The 22839-nt window shown below is 38.3% G+C and carries 18 protein-coding genes and 1 pseudogene; 9 read left to right on the top strand and 10 right to left on the bottom strand.

Annotated elements, in window-relative coordinates:
- Positions 1–10: 10 nt before the first annotated feature.
- Both MM239_RS09915 and MM239_RS09910 read right to left on the bottom strand, forming a co-directional pair.
- The gene (locus MM239_RS09915; RefSeq protein ID WP_241348030.1) at positions 11–1216 is read right to left on the bottom strand and encodes an efflux RND transporter periplasmic adaptor subunit; all 1206 of its coding nucleotides are present in this window, start codon (positions 1214–1216) and stop codon (positions 11–13) included.
- Between the two features lie 86 nt (positions 1217–1302).
- Complete coding sequence (locus tag MM239_RS09910; protein WP_241348029.1) at positions 1303–1650, bottom strand: hypothetical protein; 348 nt, start codon at positions 1648–1650, stop codon at positions 1303–1305.
- A gap of 153 nt (positions 1651–1803) precedes the next feature.
- On the opposite strand from MM239_RS09910, the gene fmt reads away from it, so the two are divergent.
- The 8 genes and pseudogenes from fmt (at position 1804) to MM239_RS09870 (ending at position 8184) form a co-directional block, all read left to right on the top strand.
- The gene (gene fmt, locus MM239_RS09905) at positions 1804–2733 is read left to right on the top strand and encodes a methionyl-tRNA formyltransferase (RefSeq protein ID WP_241348028.1); all 930 of its coding nucleotides are present in this window, start codon (positions 1804–1806) and stop codon (positions 2731–2733) included.
- 79 nt (positions 2734–2812) lie between these two features.
- Positions 2813–2944 (top strand): hypothetical protein, encoded by a 132-nt coding sequence (locus tag MM239_RS20985; RefSeq protein WP_262918603.1) that lies wholly within the window; start codon positions 2813–2815, stop codon positions 2942–2944.
- Between the two features lie 113 nt (positions 2945–3057).
- On the top strand, positions 3058–3234 hold the full coding sequence (locus MM239_RS09900; protein WP_241348027.1) for an MbcA/ParS/Xre antitoxin family protein: 177 nt from the start codon (positions 3058–3060) through the stop codon (positions 3232–3234).
- A pseudogene (locus tag MM239_RS21190) lies at positions 3231–3692 on the top strand (RES family NAD+ phosphorylase). Before MM239_RS09900 ends, MM239_RS21190 begins: the two are co-directional and overlap by 4 nt.
- Before the next feature lie 194 nt (positions 3693–3886).
- The gene (locus tag MM239_RS09885; protein ID WP_241348024.1) at positions 3887–4816 is read left to right on the top strand and encodes a DUF4412 domain-containing protein; all 930 of its coding nucleotides are present in this window, start codon (positions 3887–3889) and stop codon (positions 4814–4816) included.
- A 221-nt stretch (positions 4817–5037) separates the two neighbouring features.
- Positions 5038–5547, top strand: coding sequence for a dihydrofolate reductase (locus tag MM239_RS09880; RefSeq protein ID WP_241348023.1), 510 nt, complete (start codon positions 5038–5040; stop codon positions 5545–5547).
- The gene (locus tag MM239_RS09875; protein ID WP_241348022.1) at positions 5544–6800 is read left to right on the top strand and encodes a competence/damage-inducible protein A; all 1257 of its coding nucleotides are present in this window, start codon (positions 5544–5546) and stop codon (positions 6798–6800) included. The genes MM239_RS09880 and MM239_RS09875 overlap by 4 nt, the downstream gene beginning before the upstream one ends.
- Positions 6801–6882: 82 nt before the next feature.
- On the top strand, positions 6883–8184 hold the full coding sequence (locus MM239_RS09870; RefSeq protein WP_241348021.1) for a dihydrolipoamide acetyltransferase family protein: 1302 nt from the start codon (positions 6883–6885) through the stop codon (positions 8182–8184).
- A 27-nt stretch (positions 8185–8211) separates the two neighbouring features.
- Here MM239_RS09870 and MM239_RS09865 read toward each other — a convergent pair whose 3' ends face one another.
- From MM239_RS09865 to MM239_RS09845, 5 genes are all read right to left on the bottom strand, one after another.
- The gene (locus MM239_RS09865) at positions 8212–11121 is read right to left on the bottom strand and encodes a PAS domain-containing hybrid sensor histidine kinase/response regulator (RefSeq protein WP_241348020.1); all 2910 of its coding nucleotides are present in this window, start codon (positions 11119–11121) and stop codon (positions 8212–8214) included.
- Positions 11118–12125: a Cache sensor protein gene (locus tag MM239_RS09860; RefSeq protein ID WP_241348019.1), complete on the bottom strand. Its 1008-nt coding sequence runs from the start codon at positions 12123–12125 to the stop codon at positions 11118–11120. The genes MM239_RS09865 and MM239_RS09860 overlap by 4 nt, the downstream gene beginning before the upstream one ends.
- A 10-nt stretch (positions 12126–12135) precedes the next feature.
- Positions 12136–12375 (bottom strand): hypothetical protein, encoded by a 240-nt coding sequence (locus MM239_RS09855; RefSeq protein WP_241348018.1) that lies wholly within the window; start codon positions 12373–12375, stop codon positions 12136–12138.
- On the bottom strand, positions 12372–12788 hold the full coding sequence (locus MM239_RS09850) for an OsmC family protein (RefSeq protein ID WP_241348017.1): 417 nt from the start codon (positions 12786–12788) through the stop codon (positions 12372–12374). Before MM239_RS09850 ends, MM239_RS09855 begins: the two co-directional genes overlap by 4 nt.
- A gap of 152 nt (positions 12789–12940) precedes the next feature.
- Positions 12941–16321: a methylmalonyl-CoA mutase family protein gene (locus tag MM239_RS09845; RefSeq protein WP_241348016.1), complete on the bottom strand. Its 3381-nt coding sequence runs from the start codon at positions 16319–16321 to the stop codon at positions 12941–12943.
- A gap of 287 nt (positions 16322–16608) precedes the next feature.
- Between MM239_RS09845 and MM239_RS09840 the strand changes: the two genes are divergently transcribed.
- The gene (locus tag MM239_RS09840) at positions 16609–17901 is read left to right on the top strand and encodes an acetyl-CoA hydrolase/transferase family protein (protein ID WP_241348014.1); all 1293 of its coding nucleotides are present in this window, start codon (positions 16609–16611) and stop codon (positions 17899–17901) included.
- Positions 17902–18064: 163 nt separating this feature from the next.
- Here the strand turns inward: MM239_RS09840 and MM239_RS09835 are convergent, their stop codons facing one another.
- The 3 genes from MM239_RS09835 to MM239_RS09825 all read right to left on the bottom strand — a co-directional run bounded on the left by MM239_RS09835 (position 18065) and on the right by MM239_RS09825 (position 22718).
- Positions 18065–18433: a hypothetical protein gene (locus tag MM239_RS09835; RefSeq protein WP_241348013.1), complete on the bottom strand. Its 369-nt coding sequence runs from the start codon at positions 18431–18433 to the stop codon at positions 18065–18067.
- A 107-nt stretch (positions 18434–18540) separates the two neighbouring features.
- On the bottom strand, positions 18541–20970 hold the full coding sequence (locus MM239_RS09830) for a penicillin acylase family protein (protein ID WP_241348012.1): 2430 nt from the start codon (positions 20968–20970) through the stop codon (positions 18541–18543).
- A 440-nt stretch (positions 20971–21410) separates the two neighbouring features.
- Positions 21411–22718: a capsule assembly Wzi family protein gene (locus MM239_RS09825; RefSeq protein ID WP_241348011.1), complete on the bottom strand. Its 1308-nt coding sequence runs from the start codon at positions 22716–22718 to the stop codon at positions 21411–21413.
- Positions 22719–22839: the final 121 nt, after the last annotated feature.

Genomic DNA, 22839 nt, shown 5'->3' with positions numbered 1-22839 from the left:
CAATACTTTATTAAGATTGTAAAGAATTGATCAATGTATCGTAGGCATCATCCTCGGTTACTTCAAGAGGAATGATCTCCATACCATCTTTGAGTTGCTGAATACCTTCATAGATGATCCTATCTCCTGGCTCAAAACTATCCGAGACATAATACACACCAAATCTTTGAATTGGAACAAAACTCCTTACTCGAACTTTGTTGTTCTTGTCCAAAATATACACGTAGCTATAATCCTGAATTTCAAAAGTGGATTGTTGTGGAATCAAGAACATCCCTTCCAAAGTACTATTCATTTGTATCTTACCACTAGCACCGTGCTTTATCAATTGATCTGGATTCGGAAATCTTACCCTAAAAGCTATAGATCCAGTTCCTTTCTCAAAATCAGCCTCCATGGTTTCCAATTTGCCGGAAAAAGCATATTGCTCACCATCAGATAATATCAAATTCACCGTATCATCAATGATTGTAGCTGTGTCTGCCTCAGCTACAAGCTTGTCACGCATGTATTTGAGATACTCGTTTTCAGTCACCTTATAGTAGGCAAATACCTCTGTGATATCTGTAATATTGGTCAATAAATCTCCCGCTGTAACCAGACTACCCGTTTTATGTGGAATTCTATCAACAATCCCATCAAATGGAGCCTTAATAGTTGTATAAGACAAGCCTGTTTGAGCGTTTTTAAGCATAGACTCTGCTTCTAGTATGGCTGATTGTGATACTGCATTTTTGGCCTTCGCAAGTTCAAGCTCAGACGATGAGATGATTTTTTTGTCCACCAATATCTTCAACCTTTCCACTTCGAGACTGGTTGACTTAGCTTCAGCATTAGCTTGCATAAGTTTGGCATTGGCCGAATTGACCATTTCATTGAACTCATTGGAAGTCAATTTGAACAATGGTTGCCCTTTTTTGACATATTCACCTTCATCGACATATATTCTATCGACAAATCCTTCGACTTTTGCCCTTACTTCTACAAATTGAACTGCCTGCAAATCACACACATAAGTTTTGGGAACTTCGATAGTTTTAGGCTGTAATTCTAATACAGGAACATTTGATAGTGCAATATTGGCTTGGTTTTTACCACTTCCTGATTGACAGGCGGAGATGGCAATAAATGAAAGTAATGAAATACTATAGATTACCTTTTGGAAAATCACAGAAGGATTTGCCAATAGGAAAGCTTTTAAACCTTTTGGTTTCATGATTATATTTATATAAATGGATTAGACTCCCTAATGTAAAAAGGGAAATTTGAATGGTATTAATCGAAATAAAAATCAGACTCTAATCAGGGTGCGTTGGAAGTGATGATCTTATCCAACAAGACATTTAAATATGGTATAATTCCCTCAAATTGAAAGAAAAAAGTTTGTACAAATTCTGTTTTGGGGGCAAGTGTAGGCACAAGGTAATCGAATACCTTGATCAATTCCATACGCTGAACTTTATCTAGCTTTGAGTCTGAAAGATTTCTAACCACTGAAGTGGGAAAATCTACATAATCAAAATCAACTTCATCTACAAACTCGCCAATATATACTGGCTCTTCTTCTACCTCAAAACCATCACATACAGCCAATGAAATGAAAAATACAGCCAACATCACAGCCAATAGCTGAATGTAGATTTTGCACATATTTCTCACTTTAATAATCATGTCGCAAAAGTATGCAATTATTTAGTTAAGTTGAGATTATTTAAACCAAAGGTGATAAAATAATTTTAAGTACAATTTCATGGTTAAATAATCCTTACGACCTTTACTCAAATTTCATGCAAAAATCATAAGATGGAAAAAGACTTAAGAATAATATATATGGGTACACCAGAATTTGCTGTACCATCATTAGAAATTTTGGTTAAAAATGGCTGGAATGTAATTGCTGTCGTCACTGCACCTGACAAACCTAAAGGTCGTGGACAAAAAATGATCCCTTCAGCTGTCAAGTCTTCTGCCACAAGTCTTGGAATCCCTGTGCTACAGCCAACCAATCTTAAATCCCCTGAATTCCTTGATGAACTCAAATCTCTCCAAGCTGATATTCAAGTAGTAGTCGCATTCAGAATGCTTCCCGAGGTCGTTTGGAATATGCCTCCCCATGGCACATTCAACTTACATGCCTCACTATTGCCAAATTACAGAGGTGCAGCCCCTATCAACTGGGCAATCATCAACGGGGAAAAAGAAACTGGAGTAACCACATTTTTCCTCAAACATGAAATCGATACTGGGAGCATCATTTTTCAAGAAAAAGAAGAAATCCATGAAGAAGATAATATTGGTTCCCTTTACGAAAGACTGATGCAAAAAGGTTCTCAATTGGTTCTCAAAACTATAGAAGCTATAGCAACTAAACAGGTTCACCCTACCCCTCAAGACGAATCAAATGCAGTCCATCACGCTCCTAAAATATTCAAAGAGACTTGCGAGATTGACTGGAACAAAGATGCAATTTCCATTCATAACCTCATCAGAGGCCTATCACCATACCCCGCAGCTTGGACAACCTTACACGATAAAGTTTGCAAAATATTTAAAACTTCTGTCAGAGAAAATGAATCCAAAAGCCTGAATACAGGAGCGTTTTCTTCTGATGGAAAAACGTACTTGACCTTTCAAACAGCAAAAGGAAGTATCGATATCCTTGAGCTACAGCTAGAAGGAAAAAAAAGGATGAACATAGAAGACTTTCTAAGAGGTTATAAAATAAACGAATAGAAGTCGCAAAAATAATAAACAAAACACTTAACAATCGTCCATGAAATACCAACATTTATCATAGGTAAATCAAAAAATCATGAACATTGTCAATGAGCTAGTCAGCCAATATGGATATGAAGAAGATAGACTCACATTACGCATGGCCAATGTGAGTCGAAATGGCTCTGCTATCAATCATTTCTCAATATCCAATCAGAAAGTCCAGTAGCAGACGAAAGATGAGCAGAATTACTTCACCTGTCAGAGCGTACGCTACAGCCATACACAAAAGACCAAAAAGCATTTAAACCAATTCAAAGTGATCGAATTTAAAAATTAGCCTTGCTTTTCAAGTTTGGGGAGAAGGTATTTGGATCCATGGACTTGTTTAGAGGTTGGCTTCATGATTCATCTATTCCTTTGGGTGGCACTAGTCCTATTTCTTTACTTGATACTACGTTTGGTATTGACTTGGTCCATGATGAATTAGGAAGGATTCAGCACGGTATTTTTTCATGAGCGTTTATAGGATTACAAGAGCTAAATATGCAGAAGACTTAAGTGGTAAAGGAGACAGCATATATGGTGATCGATGGAATTCCAAAGGAAAACCAGCAATCTACTCAGCAGGATCGATTTCATTAGCCAAGTTGGAGGTTACCGTCCACATGGCAACCCAAAAGATTCCAAAAGACTAGAAACTGATTGCATTAATTATCCCTGATGATGCTGTCATGTACATTTCCCTAGCAGATTTAAAAATAGATTGGGAAAGCACACCTCCATCCCAATTCAGTCAAGATATAGGCGATGAGTTCTTAAATAAGTATACTGACCTGGTACTGGCAGTACCATCATCGGCGATTGTAAATCAGGAAAACAACTTTACCATCAACCCACTACAGCCCAAGATGATTCAGGTGAAAATAGAATCTATTGATCCAATTAGGTTTGAACCACTAATATTAAATTTATAAACTGAATCAAAAATAATTGCTTGAGATAGCATTCTATCTTATCAGACAAATCATAATAAAAAGCTACAAATTCTCCCTCTATAAAATAATTTCAAAGAAATTTTCGCTTAGCATTTTTCTAAATTTCATACCATAACTTTTGCATTTCATACAAATTGATTCTACTTTTATATCTTATTTAAAACCAATTTGTTATGAAAAAACTTCTAGGATCAATTTTTATACTTTCTCTGGTATTTTCTTCATTTACCGCACAAGCACAGCTGGGAAATAGACTTAAGCAAGCAGCATCAAGAGGGATAGGTAACGCTTTAGAAAAGCGAATGGAGAAGGAAATGGAAAATATGGCTCAAAGACAGCTGGAAAAAGCATTTGAAAACATCTATGGACCAGATATGCCTCAAGGTGGTGGGTTCAATATGGAAAAAATTCTCAGTGGACTTTCTTCAGATGTAGAAACAGCGGAGTCATATGCTTTTAGTGGCTACTCGATCATGGAAATCACAGGTGTAGATGAAAAAGGCAAATCTCAAGATCCTTTTAGAATGAAGACCTACATTGATCAAAGCAATCAGACTGTAGCCATGGAGTTTGAAAGTCAGGAGAAGAAAAAATCCTCAAAGACGATCATCATCTATGATATTGCAAGAAATGCAAATATTTTTCTATTGGAAGCTGACGGTCAAAAGAGCAGCATGGCCTATGGTTATGATTTTGAAAGCATCACCGAAGAAGCTGATCTTAGTGAATGGGAAAAAGAACTAGAAGAGAATGATTTCACATTGGTCAAAACTGGCAACTCCAAAAATATCAATGGGTATAACTGCAACGAATACATTGCAGAATCTGAAGAGGGAAAAGCTACCTATTGGATTACAGATAGACCTATCAGTGGAAGTGGATCATTTTGGGGAGAAGGTAATCCACTGATGGGCAACAAAACATATCAGGATAAAAACACCAAATTAGGCAATCTTCCAAATGGACACATGATGGAAATGATTTTTGAAGGTAAAAAAGACCAATCTAAAAGTGAGATCAAAATCATAGAAATCAATGAATCTTCTTCTCAGAAATTTGACATGGAAGCTTATCCAAGTTTATTCAAAACAACGCAGATGTAGTAGAATCTCGATAGTAAATTTTATGCTGTATTTCACTCTGTCCCAAAATGCAAAATGTTCATTCATAAGGTGTTTTGGGACATCCTTTTTTTTTCAAACTCCTGAGTCAGAACAATTGTATCTTCAGACGATATCTAACTGACGACATTGATTTGCTCATTTGATTTTTTTGCAATCGAAAACCTTGGTATCTTGTAATCTTATTTAAGAGATCCACAAAATTGAAAATATCAATAATCGTAGCAAAAGCCGATAACAATGTGATTGGCAAAGACAATCAATTGATTTGGAAGTTATCAGCTGATTTAAAATTATTCAAAAAACATACCACTGGACACCATATCATCATGGGTAGAAAAACCTTTGAGTCCATGGGCAACCCACTTCCGAACAGGACTTCTATTGTAATCACAAGGAATTCAGATTATAGCGTTCCAGACAACCACCATGTGGTAAACTCCCTCGAAAGTGCCATTCAATTATGTATTGGAAAACATTTAGATCAAGTGTACATCATCGGAGGTGCCCAAATATACAAAGAGGCGATTTCTATATGTGATGAAATGCTCATCACTGAAGTAGATGCTAGCCCAGATGGTGACGCATTTTTCCCTGAGTTTAACAAAACCGAATGGAAAATAGTATATGATGAGTACCACAGCAAGGATGAAAAAAATGAAAATAATTTCAGGTTTGCTATCTATGAAAGAATCCATTCTATAGTACAATGAAACAAATCAAAGCAGAGATAATAGCAATCGGAGATGAATTGCTCTATGGGCAGATTGTAGACACCAATAGTCACTGGATCAGTCAAGAACTCACTAAAATCGGCGTGAGGGTAATCCAAAGAACAACCGTAGGTGACCAAAAAGAATCCATCTTAAAAGCATTTGGAGAAGCAGAAAAAAGGGCTGATGTCATCCTTATCACTGGTGGTCTCGGCCCTACCAATGACGATCTTACAAAGCCTTTGCTTGCCTCCTATTTTGGATGTGATATTGCTTTGGTACCTGAAGCACTAGAAGCAGTCAGGACATTTTTCGAAAAGCGAGGTCGAGAACTCACCCCTCTCAATGAGCTACAAGCACATCTACCAACCAAGTGTACTTATGTACCAAATGAAGTAGGAACAGCTCCAGGGATGTGGTTTGAAGAGAATGGAACACAGTGGATGTCAATGCCTGGCGTGCCTCATGAAATGAAAAAACTGATGGAAGACTTTGTTCTTCCAAGAATCAAGGCAAGCCATGATCTACCTATCATTTATCACAAAGTAATCAAAACTGTAGGTATCGGCGAAAGCTGGCTGGCAGACTTGATTAAAAATTGGGAATCTTCATTACCGGAACACATTAAATTGGCCTATTTACCTTCTCTTGGTCAAGTAAAACTAAGGCTCACCGCATTTGGTGAAGATTATGATGAATTGCAAGCTGATGTAGAAACACAAATAAACCTGGTCAAACCACTGATTAATAAATACATATTCGGTTACAACACCGAAACATTGGAAGAAGCAGTGGGAAGACTTTTGAAACAGGCAAATAAAAAAGTAGCTTTGGCTGAGAGTTGTACAGGCGGATACATTTCGCATTTGGTTACCAGCGTACCTGGGAGTAGCAAATACTTTCAGGGAGGAATTATCCCTTACCACAATGAGTTCAAAACTAGCTTACTTTCTGTAGATACAGAGGTACTAAAAAATCAAGGTGCCGTAAGTGAACCTACAGTAATAGCGATGGCAGAAGAAGTAAGAAAAAAATTCAATGCTGACTTTGGTTTAGCAAGCAGTGGCATAGCTGGACCCGGTGGTGGCTGGAAAGAAAAGCCTGTAGGAACGATTTGGATCGCTTGTTCGAGTCGAGAAAAGACAATTACCAAGAAGCTTCAACTGACCCAAGATCGTATGCTGAATATTCAACTGACTGCTATTGCAGCTTTAAATTTACTGAGACAAGTTCTAACCAAGCAAACAGAATAAAAATATTGTATTTTGATTTTGTAATCCATAAAATAAAATTTAATTTTAAATCTCAGAAATAAACCCAATTAAATAATAAACTATGGCAACTGTAGAAATGGTAATGCCCAAAATGGGTGAAAGCATAATAGAAGGCACTATACTTAACTGGCTGAAAAATGAAGGTGATAAAATCGAACAGGATGAATCTGTTCTTGAAGTAGCCACCGACAAAGTAGACACAGAAGTACCCGCTACCCATGAAGGCATTCTTCAGAAAATCCTAGTAAAGGAAGGAGATGTAGTAGCAGTAGGTTCACCTATAGCAATCATAGAAACTCAAGAAGATCAGCCTAAGTCTGAAGAAACCCCTGCTGCGAAAGAAGAGAAAAGTAAAGAGAAAGAAGCATTGGTTTCCAGTGCTCCTGCACATACAGATTCGTTGGTTTCGCAAGACTCAAATACAAACGCAGGAGATGATGGCAGGTTCTACTCCCCTTTGGTACTGAGTATTGCCAAAGAAGAAAAAATATCCAAAGAAGAGCTCTCTAGGATCCCTGGAACTGGTAAAGATGGTAGAGTATCAAAGAATGATATGCTCGCTTACCTCAAAAATAGAAGTATTTCAACGGAAAATGTAGATCCAAAATCTGCTCCAATTCCACCAGTTCAAAAAGTAGTTGTAAGCATCTCCTCTCAGGATGAAATCATTGAGATGGACAGGATGAGAAAGATGATAGCACAAAGAATGCTTGACTCCAAGAGAATTTCACCTCATGTCACATCTTTTGTTGAGGCAGATGTAACCAACATAGTACTCTGGAGAAACAAAGTAAAAGATAGCTATAAGAAAAAAGAAGGTGAAGCGCTTACCTTCACTCCTTTCTTTGTCCAAGCTGTAGCTAAGGCAATTAGAGATTTTCCAATGATCAATATCTCCGTAGACGGAGACAAAATCATAAAGAAAAAAGACATCAACATTGGTATTGCAGTAGCTTTACCTTCAGGAAACTTGATCGTTCCAAACATCAAAAATGCTGATCAGTTTAACTTGACAGGTTTATCAAAAAAGGTAAATGATCTGGCCAATCGTGCAAGGATCAATAAGCTTGCACCAGATGAGCTTGCAAATGGTACTTATACCATTTCTAATGTGGGTTCATTTGGTAACGTAATGGGAACTCCTATCATCATGCAGCCGCAAGTAGCAATACTCGCTGTAGGGGCCATAACAAAAAAACCAGCTGTAGTAGAAACACCTACTGGAGACGTGATAGCTATTCGACACAAGATGTTCCTTTCACACTCATATGATCATAGGGTTGTAGATGGATCACTAGGAGGAATGTTCGTCAAAAGAGTCGCTGACTACTTGGAAGAGTTTGATCTAAATACAGAATTATAACTCAATTCAAATAAACAAAAAGCGATATCAATTGATATCGCTTTTTGTTTTCAGTTCATAGTGCTTCTTGATAGTAAGTGCTATTTCCATCACTTGCACAGGCTTGGTGAGGTAGCCATTCATACCAATACTGATTGCATTGTTGATATCTTCATGAAAGGCATTCGCAGATAAGCCAATGATCGGGATTGTTGACTTTCCTTTCATATTTCTGATTTGTTCTGTCGCTTCCAGACCGTTCATTTTAGGCATTTGAATATCCATAAATATCAAGTCAAAATCTCTATCTTGGACTGCGAGAACTCCTTCTAAGCCATTTTTGGCTATTTCAATATCGTAGCCCAATTCATTCATCAACATTCGCATGAACTTCAAGTTGGTCTCATTATCCTCAACCAGTAAGATAGACATAGGGTGCTCATTTGCCATATTTACCCAATCGAAACTTTCTAATTCACCTTCCTGGTAATCAAGCTTTACTTCATCAGCATGTAGCTGGAATTGATCATGCCATATCGTGCCAAATACATTAAATGAAAAAGTAGAACCAACTCCAAGCTCACTTTCAATCTCTAGCTCTCCCCCCATAAGCATGATCAATTTTTCTGAAATTGCCAGACCTAAACCTGTCCCTTTGTATTCTCTTGTATTGCTATTATCAGCTTGAACGAATGGCATTTTGAGCGCTTCTATCTTATCATCAGATATTCCAATTCCAGAATCTCTGATAGAAAAATTCAGCATTACATTGCGCTCTAGGAAAACTTCGCCTGTCACCGATATTTCAATCTCTCCACCATTTGGTGTAAATTTGATCGCATTGCCTATCAAATTAAAGAGAATCTGTCCGAGTTTCAATTTGTCCATTTGGACATAATTTGGAATAAACTCTTCAAATGAATACCTCAAGTGAATGTCTTTTTCCTTCACCAAGCCATTAAATATATCAACTATTTTTAGTACCTCTTCCTTCAAATCAAACTTTGAAATATCCAGGCTCATCATACCTGCTTCAATTTTAGAATAGTCTAGGATATCATTGATAATTGATGTCAATGCATTACCAGAATCCTTGATCACGCGCAGGTACTTCACTTGCTGTTCATCCAAGGAGGTGCTTTCCATGAGTGAGATTATCCCAAGAAGTCCATTCATTGGTGTCCTGATCTCATGGCTCATATTTGCCAAAAACTCGGTTTTTGCCTTATTCGCTTGTTCAGCTGCCTCCATTGCCTCTTGGAGACCTTTCTCCCAAAGTTTCTGGCCTGTGATATTTCTAGCAAGTGATATCAACCTTTCATCATCCAACTTAAAAAGCCGCATTTCAAAGATCTTCTTACCACTTTGCATCAAAGTTTCAAACTCAAGCGTTACTAATTTCCCAGTACTTATAACAGTCTCAAAACCTTTGTGTAAGAGATTTTCCACCGATTCTGGGAGAACTTCAGCCATTTTTCTTCCCACTATGGTAGACATGGGAACTGTAAACAACACTTGATCTTGTACATAATAATCCAAAATCTCTCCAGCATAATCACAAATGAGGATATTATCAGGAAGACCTTGCATGATAGATGTAAGTCTTTGATTGCTTTTGATTTGTTCTTGCTCAGCCAGATACTTATCTTGAATATCAGTACAGATTCCCACAATCCCTGCGAAATTCATGGCTTTGTCATACACAAGCCTTTCAAACACCCTAGCCCTAATCCATTCACCAGAGCTCTTTTGGAAATTGAATTCAAAAGAAATACTCTCTTTCTTCGCAGCTATTGCAGACTTTATTAAAGCATCCAAACTTTCAAAATCCTCTTGAGAAAAGTAATTTCTATAATTTTGCAAAAAATCATGTTGGTCGTAGCCAAGCACATCTTGTACTTCAGAACTAACTTCGGTCATTACCCTTTGTCCATCTTGAAAATAGATAAACCCTCTCGACTCTTGCAACAAAAGGTTTTGTTGGCGAAACAGCTCAGATATTTTTTCAGTGTTTCTAGTCAGGGTCTGATTTGCAATTTGCGCATTTTTGATAAATCTAAACAATGTTAAAATCACTATCAAAAGCAAAACAACTAAAATCCCTAACAGGTAAATATAGTTTTCAAATACCCCTGAAGTAATTACTGCCTTATCTTGAACAAAAATCACAGATAGGCTATCTGTCAAAGGGTACAAGGTAAATGGGTATTGATGAATCAAGGCTTCTATAGATTTTCTTTGATTCTCGATTTGAATGCTCCCTTGATAGCTCCCTTTGAAGCCTTGACGGATATCATTATCTATCTCCGAATACAACTTGGATTCAAAAGTGAAATTTTCCACAGTCGTATAATCACTTATCCCTAACACCTTCCCATTTGCATAAAGTAACTTTTCGGAGGAAAGTCCAAGATAATAATTCCCTAATCGATTATTGATGAACCTATCTAGGTCTATTATTGCAACTATACTGATACTGTTCACTGAATTACCAAAAACAATATGCCTGGAATTTTCCCAAAATGGACTATCATCATCATGAACAGTTTTGATAAAATTGTTCTTAGCGTCGAAGTGGTAAGAAACAGTTCTATCAGCGTAATTGATAATTAAAGTATCTACAATATTTCGGTGATTATTAAAAACCCTTCGCGTCCTTCCTTCTAAAGCTACCAGTTCTTTTGCCCCTTCTACATGTACCGCTGGGTCTAAGGTATTGACAAAAAACATCAGGTCATCAAAGGTTATAGAAAATTGACTTTGAACATCTTTCGCAGCCAATTCTACTTGCTTACTAAGAAATTGATGCTTAGCCTTCACTTGACTATCTGACAAGGCATCAAAAAAATTATAGGCTAGAAAAATTATTAGAAACACAATGATAAACCCCGCTCCTACAAACCACCTGTATGCTTCGCTGTAATTTTTGGTATGAGATGCTTGTGCTTCTTTTTTCATATAGTTACATCTAAAATTAACCAACCTGTTCTATCCAAAGGGTAAGCTGTCACTAGAATTTTCTCAGTACTTTTTTGTAAGCTATACTGGTCTCCACCCGAAAGCATAAAATGTGAGATCATCCTTCGGACATCTTTATCTTTGCTTTTGAATAGATTATATTCTTCAAGTCGGAAATTATTAGAAGTAATTGTTTGAATATAAGTATGATTTCTCAAAGGAGGTAAATCTAATGCTTCAATGGCTTTGGACTTACCAGCTATTACGGTTCCTTTTTCATCAATAACTACAAGCTTTTTTTCTGTCTTACTTAAGTAATTTTCCAAGATCACATTCACAGAAATATCAAAAGCCATAACCATTTTCAAATCATCCTCTACATAAACTGGGTTTAGCAAAGATATTACCCACCCTTGTCCTACTGGATCTATGTAAATATCCTTAACCCAAACTAATCCTTTTTCAGGGTTATTTAATTCATCAGCTTCATAATAGAAATTATAGGATGTGACATCTAGATTGGGTTCTATCATCGTCGCTACATCATAGGGTGGATAGAGCCTATTGAACTGAACTTTGCTATTGAAATATACTTGAGAGATAACATTGCTTTCTTCGACTACTTTACGAAACTCTTCATCCATATCATTGGTGAGAAGCATCATCTCCCTAACTGCTTTTTCTGAAACATTAGGAAGTTGTGGGAAATAAAGCGTACATAATTCAGGGTCATGGTTTGGCGCAGAATTGGCGTAATGCCCCACTTTGATATACTTATTCTCTAGCTCAGCACGCTTCAAAACATTGTCTTTGTCCTCATAGAGCGCTTGCACCTTTTCACTTAAGCTCAACAACTCCTCTTCCAAAGCCTGAAAATCGAAATCTATCATTGAAATAATAGCGGTAATTTCCAAAGATTTGCTGTCTTTATCAAGGCGATTATCATTTTTACAAGATTGTAAAATAAATAAAACCAGGAAGAGCAAAGGTGTTAAGCATCTCATAAAGCTAAAGTTACATACTTTCTATTTGATTTTGGAGACACTTGCCCATTTCTTTGAATCTCAACTTGACTTGATCAAAGAAATCTCCTTGATAGAAACTTCCTAGATCCTTTTCATCAAGCACATCCATTTCTGAAACTTTAAATGTTTGCTCCATTGGTCCCAGCTCAAATTTGATCAAATACTTATTATTCCAAGAGAATATAGATACTCGAACATCCTCCTTTTGAAACTCATCTACTACCCTCATGCTTGTCTCCTTACTTCTGAACTGTATGTAATCTCAGATTTCAAAGAAGAAGCTACCGAACAATATTTATCTACCGATAAGGCTACCACCTTTGCAAACTCTTCTTCTGTAGCATCTGGAGAAACCAAAACAAAGTTTAAATGAATGCTTTTGTAATACGCTGGAATCCCTTCATTCCGATCTCCTTCAGCCTCCACAAAAAAATCAACGATGGTTTTTCGCTTCTTTTTCATCATCAATACGGCATCCACAGAACCGCAGCCTGCAAGTGCAGACAATAACAGATCCATTGGAGATTGTGCTTTTTTCTCAGCTGGGTCATACATATCTATCTGAACCTTGTTGCCTTGGGCATTGACAGCTTCATATTCATAATCAGACTTCATGTGTACTGTTACGTTCCTTTTGCTCATACTATTTTTCTGTTTTTTAAGACTTTCTTTGGCTTTATTCCCGCTATTGGGATTAGATCTAAGATTTTAGGGACTAGGGATTAGATTTTTGACCTGACGAGATCAATTGGTTGGTTGTATATCATCCTTCATTCCTTCCTCCTTCTTATTCTCTACATATTCCTCCTATACTGTCCACCAACCTCATAAAGGGCATGGGTGATTTGACCAAGAGAGCAATACTTTGCGGCATCCATGAGTTTTTCAAATATGTTTTCATTTTTGATCGCAGCTTCTTGTAATTTAACCAACCATTCAGTAGAAATTGATTCATTTCTTTGTTGAAGGTTCTGTAAAGTAGAGATTTGCGCTTCTTTTTCATCTAATGTTGCTCGAATCACCTCTCCTGGGGTCACTGTAGGAGAACCCTCTGAAGAAAGAAATGTATTCACGCCAATGATAGGATATTCACCTGTATGCTTAAGCATTTCATAATGTAAACTCTCCTCCTGGATCTTCCCTCTTTGGTACATAGTTTCCATTGCTCCCAACACGCCACCACGCTCAGTAATTCTATCAAACTCCTGATAAACCGCCTCTTCGACCAAATCCGTGAGCTCTTCTATGATAAATGCTCCTTGAATTGGGTTTTCATTTTTGGCCAAACCTAGCTCTTTGTTGATAATTAACTGTATCGCCATTGCCCTCCTTACAGATGCTTCAGTAGGTGTGGTGATTGCTTCATCATAAGCATTGGTATGCAATGAATTACAATTGTCATAAATGGCATAAAGTGCCTGCAGGGTAGTACGGATATCATTGAAATCTATCTCTTGAGCATGCAAAGAGCGACCAGATGTCTGAATGTGGTACTTCAACATTTGAGACCTTTCATTGGCATTATATTTCAGCTTCATGGCCTTAGCCCAAATTCTCCTTGCTACCCTACCAATTACAGCATACTCTGGATCTATCCCATTTGAAAAGAAGAATGATAAGTTTGGAGCAAACTTATTGATATCCATACCTCTGGAAACATAATATTCCACGTAAGTGAACCCATTGGAAAGCGTCAAGGCTAATTGGGTGATCGGATTGGCTCCAGCCTCTGCAATATGGTAACCTGAAATGGATACAGAATAGAAATTTCTAATTTGATTTTCGATAAAATATTGCTGCACGTCTCCCATCAGTCTCAAAGAAAACTCTGTGGAGAAAATACAAGTGTTTTGTGCTTGGTCTTCTTTCAAAATATCTGCCTGCACCGTACCTCTTACCTTGGCAATGGTATCGGTTTTGATCTTGGCATATACTTCCTCTGGAAGTACCTCATCACCTGTCACGCCAAGTAGCATAAGTCCTAGCCCATCGTTTCCATCTGGTATGGATCCATGATACTTTGGCCTATCTACACCCTTTTCCGCATACATGGCATCAATCTTTTGATTCACTTCCTCTTCCAGACCTTGTGCTTTGATATAAATCTCACATTGTTGGTCGATCGCAGCATTCATAAAGAAAGCTGTCATCGTAGCTGCAGGACCATTGATTGTCATGGAAACGGATGTCATTGGGTCAGCCAAATTGAAACCTGAATACAATTTCTTGGCATCATCAAGACAGCAAATATTCACACCAGAGTTACCAATTTTACCATATATATCTGGTCTATAGTCAGGATCTTCACCATATAAAGTCACGGAATCAAATGCGGTCGACAATCGCTTTGCCGGCAACCCCTTTGAAACATAATGGAATCGCTTGTTGGTACGCTCTGGCCCACCTTCACCTGCAAACATCCTCGTAGGATCCTCTCCCTCTCTCTTGAAAGGAAACACACCTGAGGTATAAGGAAACTCTCCAGGTACATTTTCTGTCAGCCCCCACTTCAACAAGTCTCCCCATGCTTCGTATTTCGGCAAGGAAACCTTGGGAATACTTGATCCAGAAAGTGATGTACTGAAGGTTTTTACTTTAATCTCTTTATCTCGAACTTTGAATATGTAATACTCGTCCTTGTATTGTTGTGCTTTTGAAGGCCATTCCTCTAGCCATTTTTTGTTTTTAGGATCCAGTTCCAGCGCTACAGATGCATATACCTCCTCCAACTCTTTGATGAGTCTATCTTGGTCAGGTAAAGAAAGACTTTGAATTGTTTCTATGGACTTTTTGATACTAAACAGCTTTTGAGCCACTTCTTTCTGCCCATTGACCCATGCATCATAGCTTCTGTTATTCTCCGCAATCTCAGATAAATAGCGTGTCCTTGAAGGTGGTATAATGTAAACTTTCTCAGACATTTCTCCGGTCACAGCGAAAGTGCTTTGAAGATTTACACCTGTCTTTTCGACCAATTTATTGATAACAGCCTTGTAGAGACTGTTCATGCCTGGATCATTGAATTGAGAAGCAATGGTACCATATACAGGTATATCTTCATCTGCAATCTCCCATAGGTTATGATTTCGCTTATACTGCTTCTTGACATCTCTAAGGGCATCTTGAGCACCTCTTTTGTCAAACTTGTTCAAGGCAATCACATCAGCAAAATCCAACATATCTATCTTTTCCAACTGTGTCGCTGCCCCATACTCAGGCGTCATCACATAGAGAGACATATCAGAGTGCTCAATGATCTCTGTGTCAGATTGACCAATTCCCGATGTTTCCAAAATGATAAGATCAAACTCAGCCGCTTTGACGATATCGACTGCATCTTGCACATATCTTGAAAGTGCCAGATTGGATTGTCTTGTCGCAAGAGATCTCATATAAATATCAGGATGATTGATCGCATTCATCCTGATACGGTCGCCTAGTAATGCTCCACCAGTTTTTCTTTTGGAAGGATCTACAGATATGATTGCCATGGTCTTCCCTTTGAAATCAATCAAAAACCTACGGACCAACTCATCTACCAAGGATGATTTCCCCGCTCCACCTGTACCGGTAATACCTAAAACAGGAGTAGTGCTTTTTTGTGAAAGCTTTCTCACTTCCTCTAGGATAGATTTGGTCTCCTCAGGGAAATTTTCTGCTGCTGAAATCAACCTTCCCAAAGCCTTTTTGTCAGTTTTCTGAAGACTATCTAGCCCCTTATGGTCTTTTCCTACTGGAAAATCAGACTTCTCGATGAGGTCATTGATCATCCCTTGAAGCCCCAGAGACCTCCCATCGTCTGGAGAGTATATTCTAGCTATGCCGTAATCATGCAGTTCTTTGATCTCTTCTGGAAGAATTGTCCCCCCACCTCCACCAAATAGCTTAATGTGTGAAGCTCCTTGCTCTTTGAGCAAATCATACATGTATTTGAAAAACTCAACGTGACCTCCTTGATATGATGTAATTGCAATGGCTTGAACATCTTCTTGGATAGCACATGCGACAATCTCTTGTACTGACCTATTATGGCCCAAATGTATCACCTCACAACCCGTGGACTGGATAATCCTCCTCATGATATTGATAGCTGCATCATGCCCGTCAAAAAGCGAAGCTGCTGTAACTATTCTGATGTGATTCTTTGGTTTATAAATTTCCTTTACGATTGACATAAATCTGCTTTGGGTTTACTTCTTTTCTATTTCTTGCTTTTGAAATGTATTCAAAATCATGTTCATTTTGGCTTGCGAATATAAGAAAAATAGAGGACTCAAACCTTTCATTATAGAAGTGTTTCAGAATAATCTTCTGAAATCAAATCATTTATTTTCCTGACTTTTATCATGCTTTGTCAACTTTAGAGGCCTTTACTTTGTTGCATGAAAGGAATTGATCTTCATGATTCTCAACATCAATTATACCTTCATGCCTGTAGTTAATCCATTTTAAAGCCCATATTATGTATCTATACACCACCGCATCTGAAGCTGTCAAGCATATCAAAAGTCATCAGCGCATATTTATACACGGAAGTGCTGCTACTCCCTCCTACCTTCTCAAGGCCTTGGCAGATAGAAAGGATGAATTGAAACAGGTAGAGGTTGTATCTATCTCTACACTAGGTGCTATGCCCTTAACAGACCCTTCATGTAAGGGAAGTTTTTTCATGAACTCTCTTTTTGTATCTGAAAATGTACGCCAAGCTGTCAACAGTGAGCAAGGTGGTTATGTACCAATTTTCCTTAGTGAAATCGGAAGACTTTTCCGAAATGATATATTACCGATAGATGTGGCAATTTTGAATGTATCCGAACCAGACGCCCATGGATATTGCTCCTTAGGTGTATCCGTGGATATTGCAAAACCAGCTATTGAAACAGCTAAAGTCATCATCGCTCAAGTAAACAAGAGAATGCCTCGAACACATGGTGACGGACACATACATTTCTCAAGATTTGCTGCAGCTGTAGAGGTGGATGAACTTCTCCCTGAAGTGAACTATGGGGACAAAATCGGTGAAAATGAACTCAAAATAGGATCATATATAGCTGAAATGATAGAAGATCGATCAACACTCCAAATGGGAATCGGAGCTATTCCTGATGCAGTGCTCCAAAAACTAACTTCTCATAAAGACCTAGGAATCCATACTGAAATGTTTTCTAATGGGGTGATTGAACTTCTAGCCTCTGGAGCAATCACAAATGCCTACAAGAAGAAACATCCTGGGAAAATTGTTTCCTCTTTTGCTATCGGAAATCAATCCATGTATGAGCAAATACACGACAATCCGATTTTCTCCTTTCACGAGGCGGCTTATGTAAATGATACTGCTGTCATCCGAAAAAATCCTAAAGTTGTGTCTATCAATAGCTGCTTAGAAATGGATCTGACAGGTCAAGTTTGTGCTGACTCGATAGGAAGCTATCATTATTCTGGTGTTGGGGGACAAATGGACTTTATGAGGGGGGCTGCCTTGTCAGAAGGAGGGAAACCTATCATGGCGCTCTCAGCTGCTACCAGAAAAGGCACCAGTAAAATCGTTCCATTTCTCAAACAAGGTGCAGGTGTAGTGACCACGAGAGCACATATGCACTATGTGGTCACAGAATATGGAACTGCTTATCTCTATGGCAAAAATTTAAGACAAAGGGCTTATGCCTTGATGAATATCGCCCATCCTGACCATAGAGAAGAACTGGAAAAAGCCATAATCGAACGATTTGGCAGCTATGTATACCCCATGAGTTAAAAGCAACTTCATAGCTCAAGAGAGCGCAAAGGAAAAACGCTAAGGGCGGAAAGAGAAATTTCACACTAAACTCTTGGCGCTCTTAGCGAAACCTTATAACTCTTCATGGTAAAAAATTTAACTTTCTTCTCAGATCTTTGTACTTAATACTTTATACAAACAACTAGTACCAGCCTGTTGGCTTGGGTTTGCGGAGGACATTTCGGAGTAGCGCACCAGAAAGTGCTGGAAAACTTCCGATGACAAACCCTAATACTCCAGTAGCTACGAAAATAAGAAAACTACCCTCCAATCCCATTAAAGTAGCCATACGCTCTGGTAGGTCTGATTGTGTAGTAGCAGAAATCATAAGTGCTTTGACGAACCATACCAATGCCAAAGCAAGACCGCCTGCAAAAAAGGAACTTAACCCTGAAGAACCTACCAAATACGCAAGTGAAAAAATTATAAACATGATAAATGGAAAGGTAAGCCAAGTGCCTAGCATGATCACAGCAAGAAGGGATAAAACGAATAATATGATGAATTTCATAGGTCTATTTTTTGAATTTTAACCGAGCCTTTATTTTTTAGGATCATACTCAGCAAATCTTAACATTCAGCAATTTTTCAGCGGACTTCATTCAGTATACAAGCTATTTAATTGGACTTGGACTTGAAAGTACTTGTAAATAAAGGGTTTCTAAATGAATCCTGCTTATTGAGCCTGAAGTCAACATATTCACCTTTTGCCCAAGACGCAAGGAAAGTATTATAATACTTACTTCCAGGATTACCAGACTGTCCTCCTGGATAAATACCATGAGCTATTGGTTCTTCAGCCATCTCCACTACCATCCTCCAGCTGGCACCATGTCGCTCTGAAGTTGCATTGAGAATTCCAGCTCCTCCACCAGTTTGAATGTTTTGGTAAGAAAAAGCTTCAAAGGCAGGTACCAAGTGTTTGACAGAGGTATTTTTATAAGTCCCCCAAGTATAATCTCCTTTCACCTTGGCTAACTTCTCAAGCTGAACTACCATAGAATCATAACTTATTTTGAGGTGATCTACCACCGTTTCTCTTTTTGGAGTTGCTCTGATGTCAAATATAGAATCTTTAGCATCTTTTGACATCAACTGAACAGTCTGATAATAATTCGGATACACTACAGGAACCCCTCCTTCATCCAAAATTCCCCATATACTTTTGTACAAATTCCTCCACCACAGGTGGAAAATAGTAGGAGCTGATTGTTGTGGGTTGGTATAAAAATCCCATTGTGAAAGCTCATTCCAATACTTTTGATCAATCATCCGTATATTCACTGAGTCTGACGCAATTAAAGTCATCATCAATGGTGTAGCTTCTGCAGCGAGTAAGTGATAATTGTCAAATTGCAAACCCATCATGTCTTTCACAGTAATCTGGTTCATCTCTTCAAGTCTCTGATTGAGTCTTCTGTTACGATAGTGTTCATAACTGTGGTCAAAGACAAAGTATGGGTATGATTCAGCAACAGGATGTTGGTTTGCTGATGACACAAAACCTCGTTCAGGATTAAGAGTAGCTGCATTATGCTCATTGGGCACAAACCCGGCCCACTCCATCTGAGGATCATTTCCATCCATAAAAAACATGCCTTGACCTTGCCATTTTAAAGGGAATCTCCCTTGAACTTTCATGGCTATATCTCCACTTTTGGAAGCAAACACAAAATTTTGAGCTGGTGAAGTATAGTGATCAAGTGCTGCGATATAATCAGCATGATCTCCCCCTTTGTTCAACATCAAAAAAGTCCTCTGCTCTATAGAAGGCATGTGAGCGGTCCACTTCAGGGCATAATTGACATCTTTCCTTTCAGCACCAAAAGACTGGTCATAAACCACAGGACCATGATGTGTATAGATGACCGTGTCCATTTTGCTAGGCTCACCTTTGATCTTAATCTCCTCTACGCGCATGATAGACTTCACCCATTGGTCATTATAAAGATACTCTGACCTGTCTGAATCTTTGAATGTAATGGCATACCAGTCTCGGGTATCCCGGGTAGCATTGGTGACTCCCCATGCTATATTTTCATTGAAACCAGAAATCACTCCCAATGCACCTGGTAAAGTAGCACCTTTCACACTAAAGTCTGGTGTAGATAGCTGCATGGCATACCAAAGTGAAGGCAGATTCATACTCAAATGAGGATCATTTGCCAAAATGGGATTTCCAGAGGCCGTTTTTGATCCTGATACAGCCCAATTGTTTGACCCAGTCCCTGGAGTAGGTTGAGGTAAAGCTTGAAGCAAAATAGAATCACTAGGATACTGCAAATCCTCAGGCTGCTCCACAGCAATAGGTTCAAAATCCCACAAATGAGTTGATTCGATCACGGGATCACTTTCTTCTGGGAAAAGTGGATAAAGCTTCTCAAACAAGTCTTTACCTAGCATCGCTCTAAGATTAGTGTATTCTAAATCTCGATCTCCCACGAGCATATCTGCCATGTACTTCAAAAGCAATAAGGACTTGTATGGCGACCAAGGCTCAGGCTTATAGTTTAATATCTTGTATTCGATAGGAAGAGTTGCTTCTGCCAATTGATCAATGTACTCATTGACCCCATCTGCATAAGCATTCAAATAAAGAAAAATCTCGGGATCTTCTTGCTCTAGGTAACTTATACCTTGCTCTGCTGCAAAAGGCAAGCCCTTTCGCCGTGTAGTTCTGTCAAGCTCTAGTGCCATAGAACCTACTATTTCTGAAAGCCTTCCAGCGGCTGCTAAAGTTTGGAAATCCATCTGCCACAACCTATGCTGAGCTGTCACATATCCCTGTACTTTATAAAGATCTTCCTCATTGTTCGCATAAATATGAGGAATTAAGAATTCATCATAAACTACCTCTACCTGCTCTTTTAAATTTGAAATGGTCAATTCATCCTGAGCCTGTTGATCTTCCGAATAAGCATTCTGCCAAAACCCATGATAAGGATCGAGCAGTTTCCCTAATGGTGGAATCTTATCTATCTGCATGGAAAGCAACAGTCCTAAGATGATCGTAAGGATAAAAAAGAATGCAAAGCTTATATATTTCATAAATGCGTTATTCTGAGACCTTAAGATAGGTAAAAAAAGTAAATTTATCTTGTGTCTTGACTCATGTATCTTGTTTCTTGAAAATTTAAAGGAGGAAGGAGGTGAAGGAGGAAGGAGGAATTAGGGTTGATATATATGCTAAAGCGATATTATTTGATATTTGCTTGCAGCGATATATGCTTGCTTCGAATATTCGTGAAAAAAGAGACTGTAGCGTCTTGATGTCTTTCGTATCTCGATGCTTGTTTCCTGTTTCTTGCTTTTTGTTTCTAATCCCTGAAATACGCTTGAGCGATATACAGTAGATTTATGCCTGCGGGGATATTTGCTCGTTTATAGAATATTCTTGCAAAAAATTAAGAGTGTCGAGTCTTGGGTCTTGGGTCTTGTCACTCACTTATCGCTTCTCATATTTCTTTTCTCGCATCTCACTTCTAAAACTAAGGCTGTTTACCAAAAAGATATATCAGGCTGACTTGGGAGTGTAGGGAGAAGAGGTTTTCTCCTCTTGGAAACTCTGGGGTGGAATCGGGAGCGAGTTGCCATTGGTAGTTGAGGGAGTTTACAAAATTGATGTTCGAGCTGATAATCAAATTATCAAACTGCCAATCTGCCAAAAGCCTAGCAGAAAGGTCTACCCACCTTCCCTGTTCTGAAGGGTCTAAAAATCTCTTTTGATAAATATCTTGATGTCTATTTAGTCTTTCTAATCTAAGACCAAGCTTCTTAAAGCCCTTTACCCACGCACCTTCTAGGGTTTGCACATTACTACTAGGGCCTATTCCTGGTCCTAGCATTTGCCCTCTGTGGGTAAAACCATGCCTAACCGGAATATGACCTCCCCAATTTTGACCTCCTCCCAAATTTGGATACCTCACTAGAATATTAACTGATTCTTGTTGCTGTAATACTTCACCTCTTATTTGATAATGAGCATCATTTGGTGCATTAATCAGTTTTTGAAATCCAAAAAGATAAGCTCTGGCATGCTCTGGGTTTAGGATGGCTTCTCTCCAATTCCAGGCATGATCTCTTCTTCCATACTCAAAATACAATTCTATTTTAGCTTTAGGGTTTACATACCGAACATATCCAGTCAGCTGCTGGTCTCTACCTGCTTGGTCGAAATCTCCTGAATCTGGGGAATCTCCAACCAATCCTTCTTTTTGTAAACCCATAAAAATAGGGAAGTAATCTCTAATTGAACTACCCAAAGTCTGGCTATATTGCTGATAAACTCTAGATATTCCGATAAAAAACCCTGGCACCCATTTAGGACCATAGACTATATTTATACCATTCATATATCTCCAATCTCTTCGGAGGGTATTGCTAATTGGTGATTCAAAACCTGAACCTTCTAGTTTTCCCATAATAACTTGCCCCTCAAAAGTTCCCAAAAATGTCCTAGCGGGTCTTCTAGTATTAAGTGTCAAATGTTCAAAACCAAAGGCATTGTTTGAAAAAAGTAAAGAATTGAACTGCCCAGGACCCCACCAAATATTCTCTGTAGATGCACCAAATGAAAATGCCCCTGCATTAAGCCTGACACTACTTTGACCTGGTAGAAAGGTGCGATAAGTACCATTGCCAAAACGTTCTAGGTATTCTGTTCCTGTTGATTTTAAAACTCCATAATTATAATCTAAATTTTGAGCAAAAATAAATTCAGGATTAACCTGAAAAGATAAGGGACCTAAACTACCTTGAATTCCTATAGTTGAGAAATTTTGATACCCCTTGGACATGATAAAATTTGAAACCTCTGGATAAGGGGTACTAGAAAAAAAATTACTTGCCAATATTGGATTTAATGATAAAGAAACATGTTTGCTTTTTATAAAATCGTGGAATAATAAATCGTTTATA

The organism is Belliella filtrata (assembly GCF_022549775.1).
Taxonomy (GTDB): domain Bacteria; phylum Bacteroidota; class Bacteroidia; order Cytophagales; family Cyclobacteriaceae; genus Belliella; species Belliella filtrata.
Note: the sequence above shows the minus strand (reverse complement) of the source record. Positions and strands in the feature narration are given on the sequence as shown.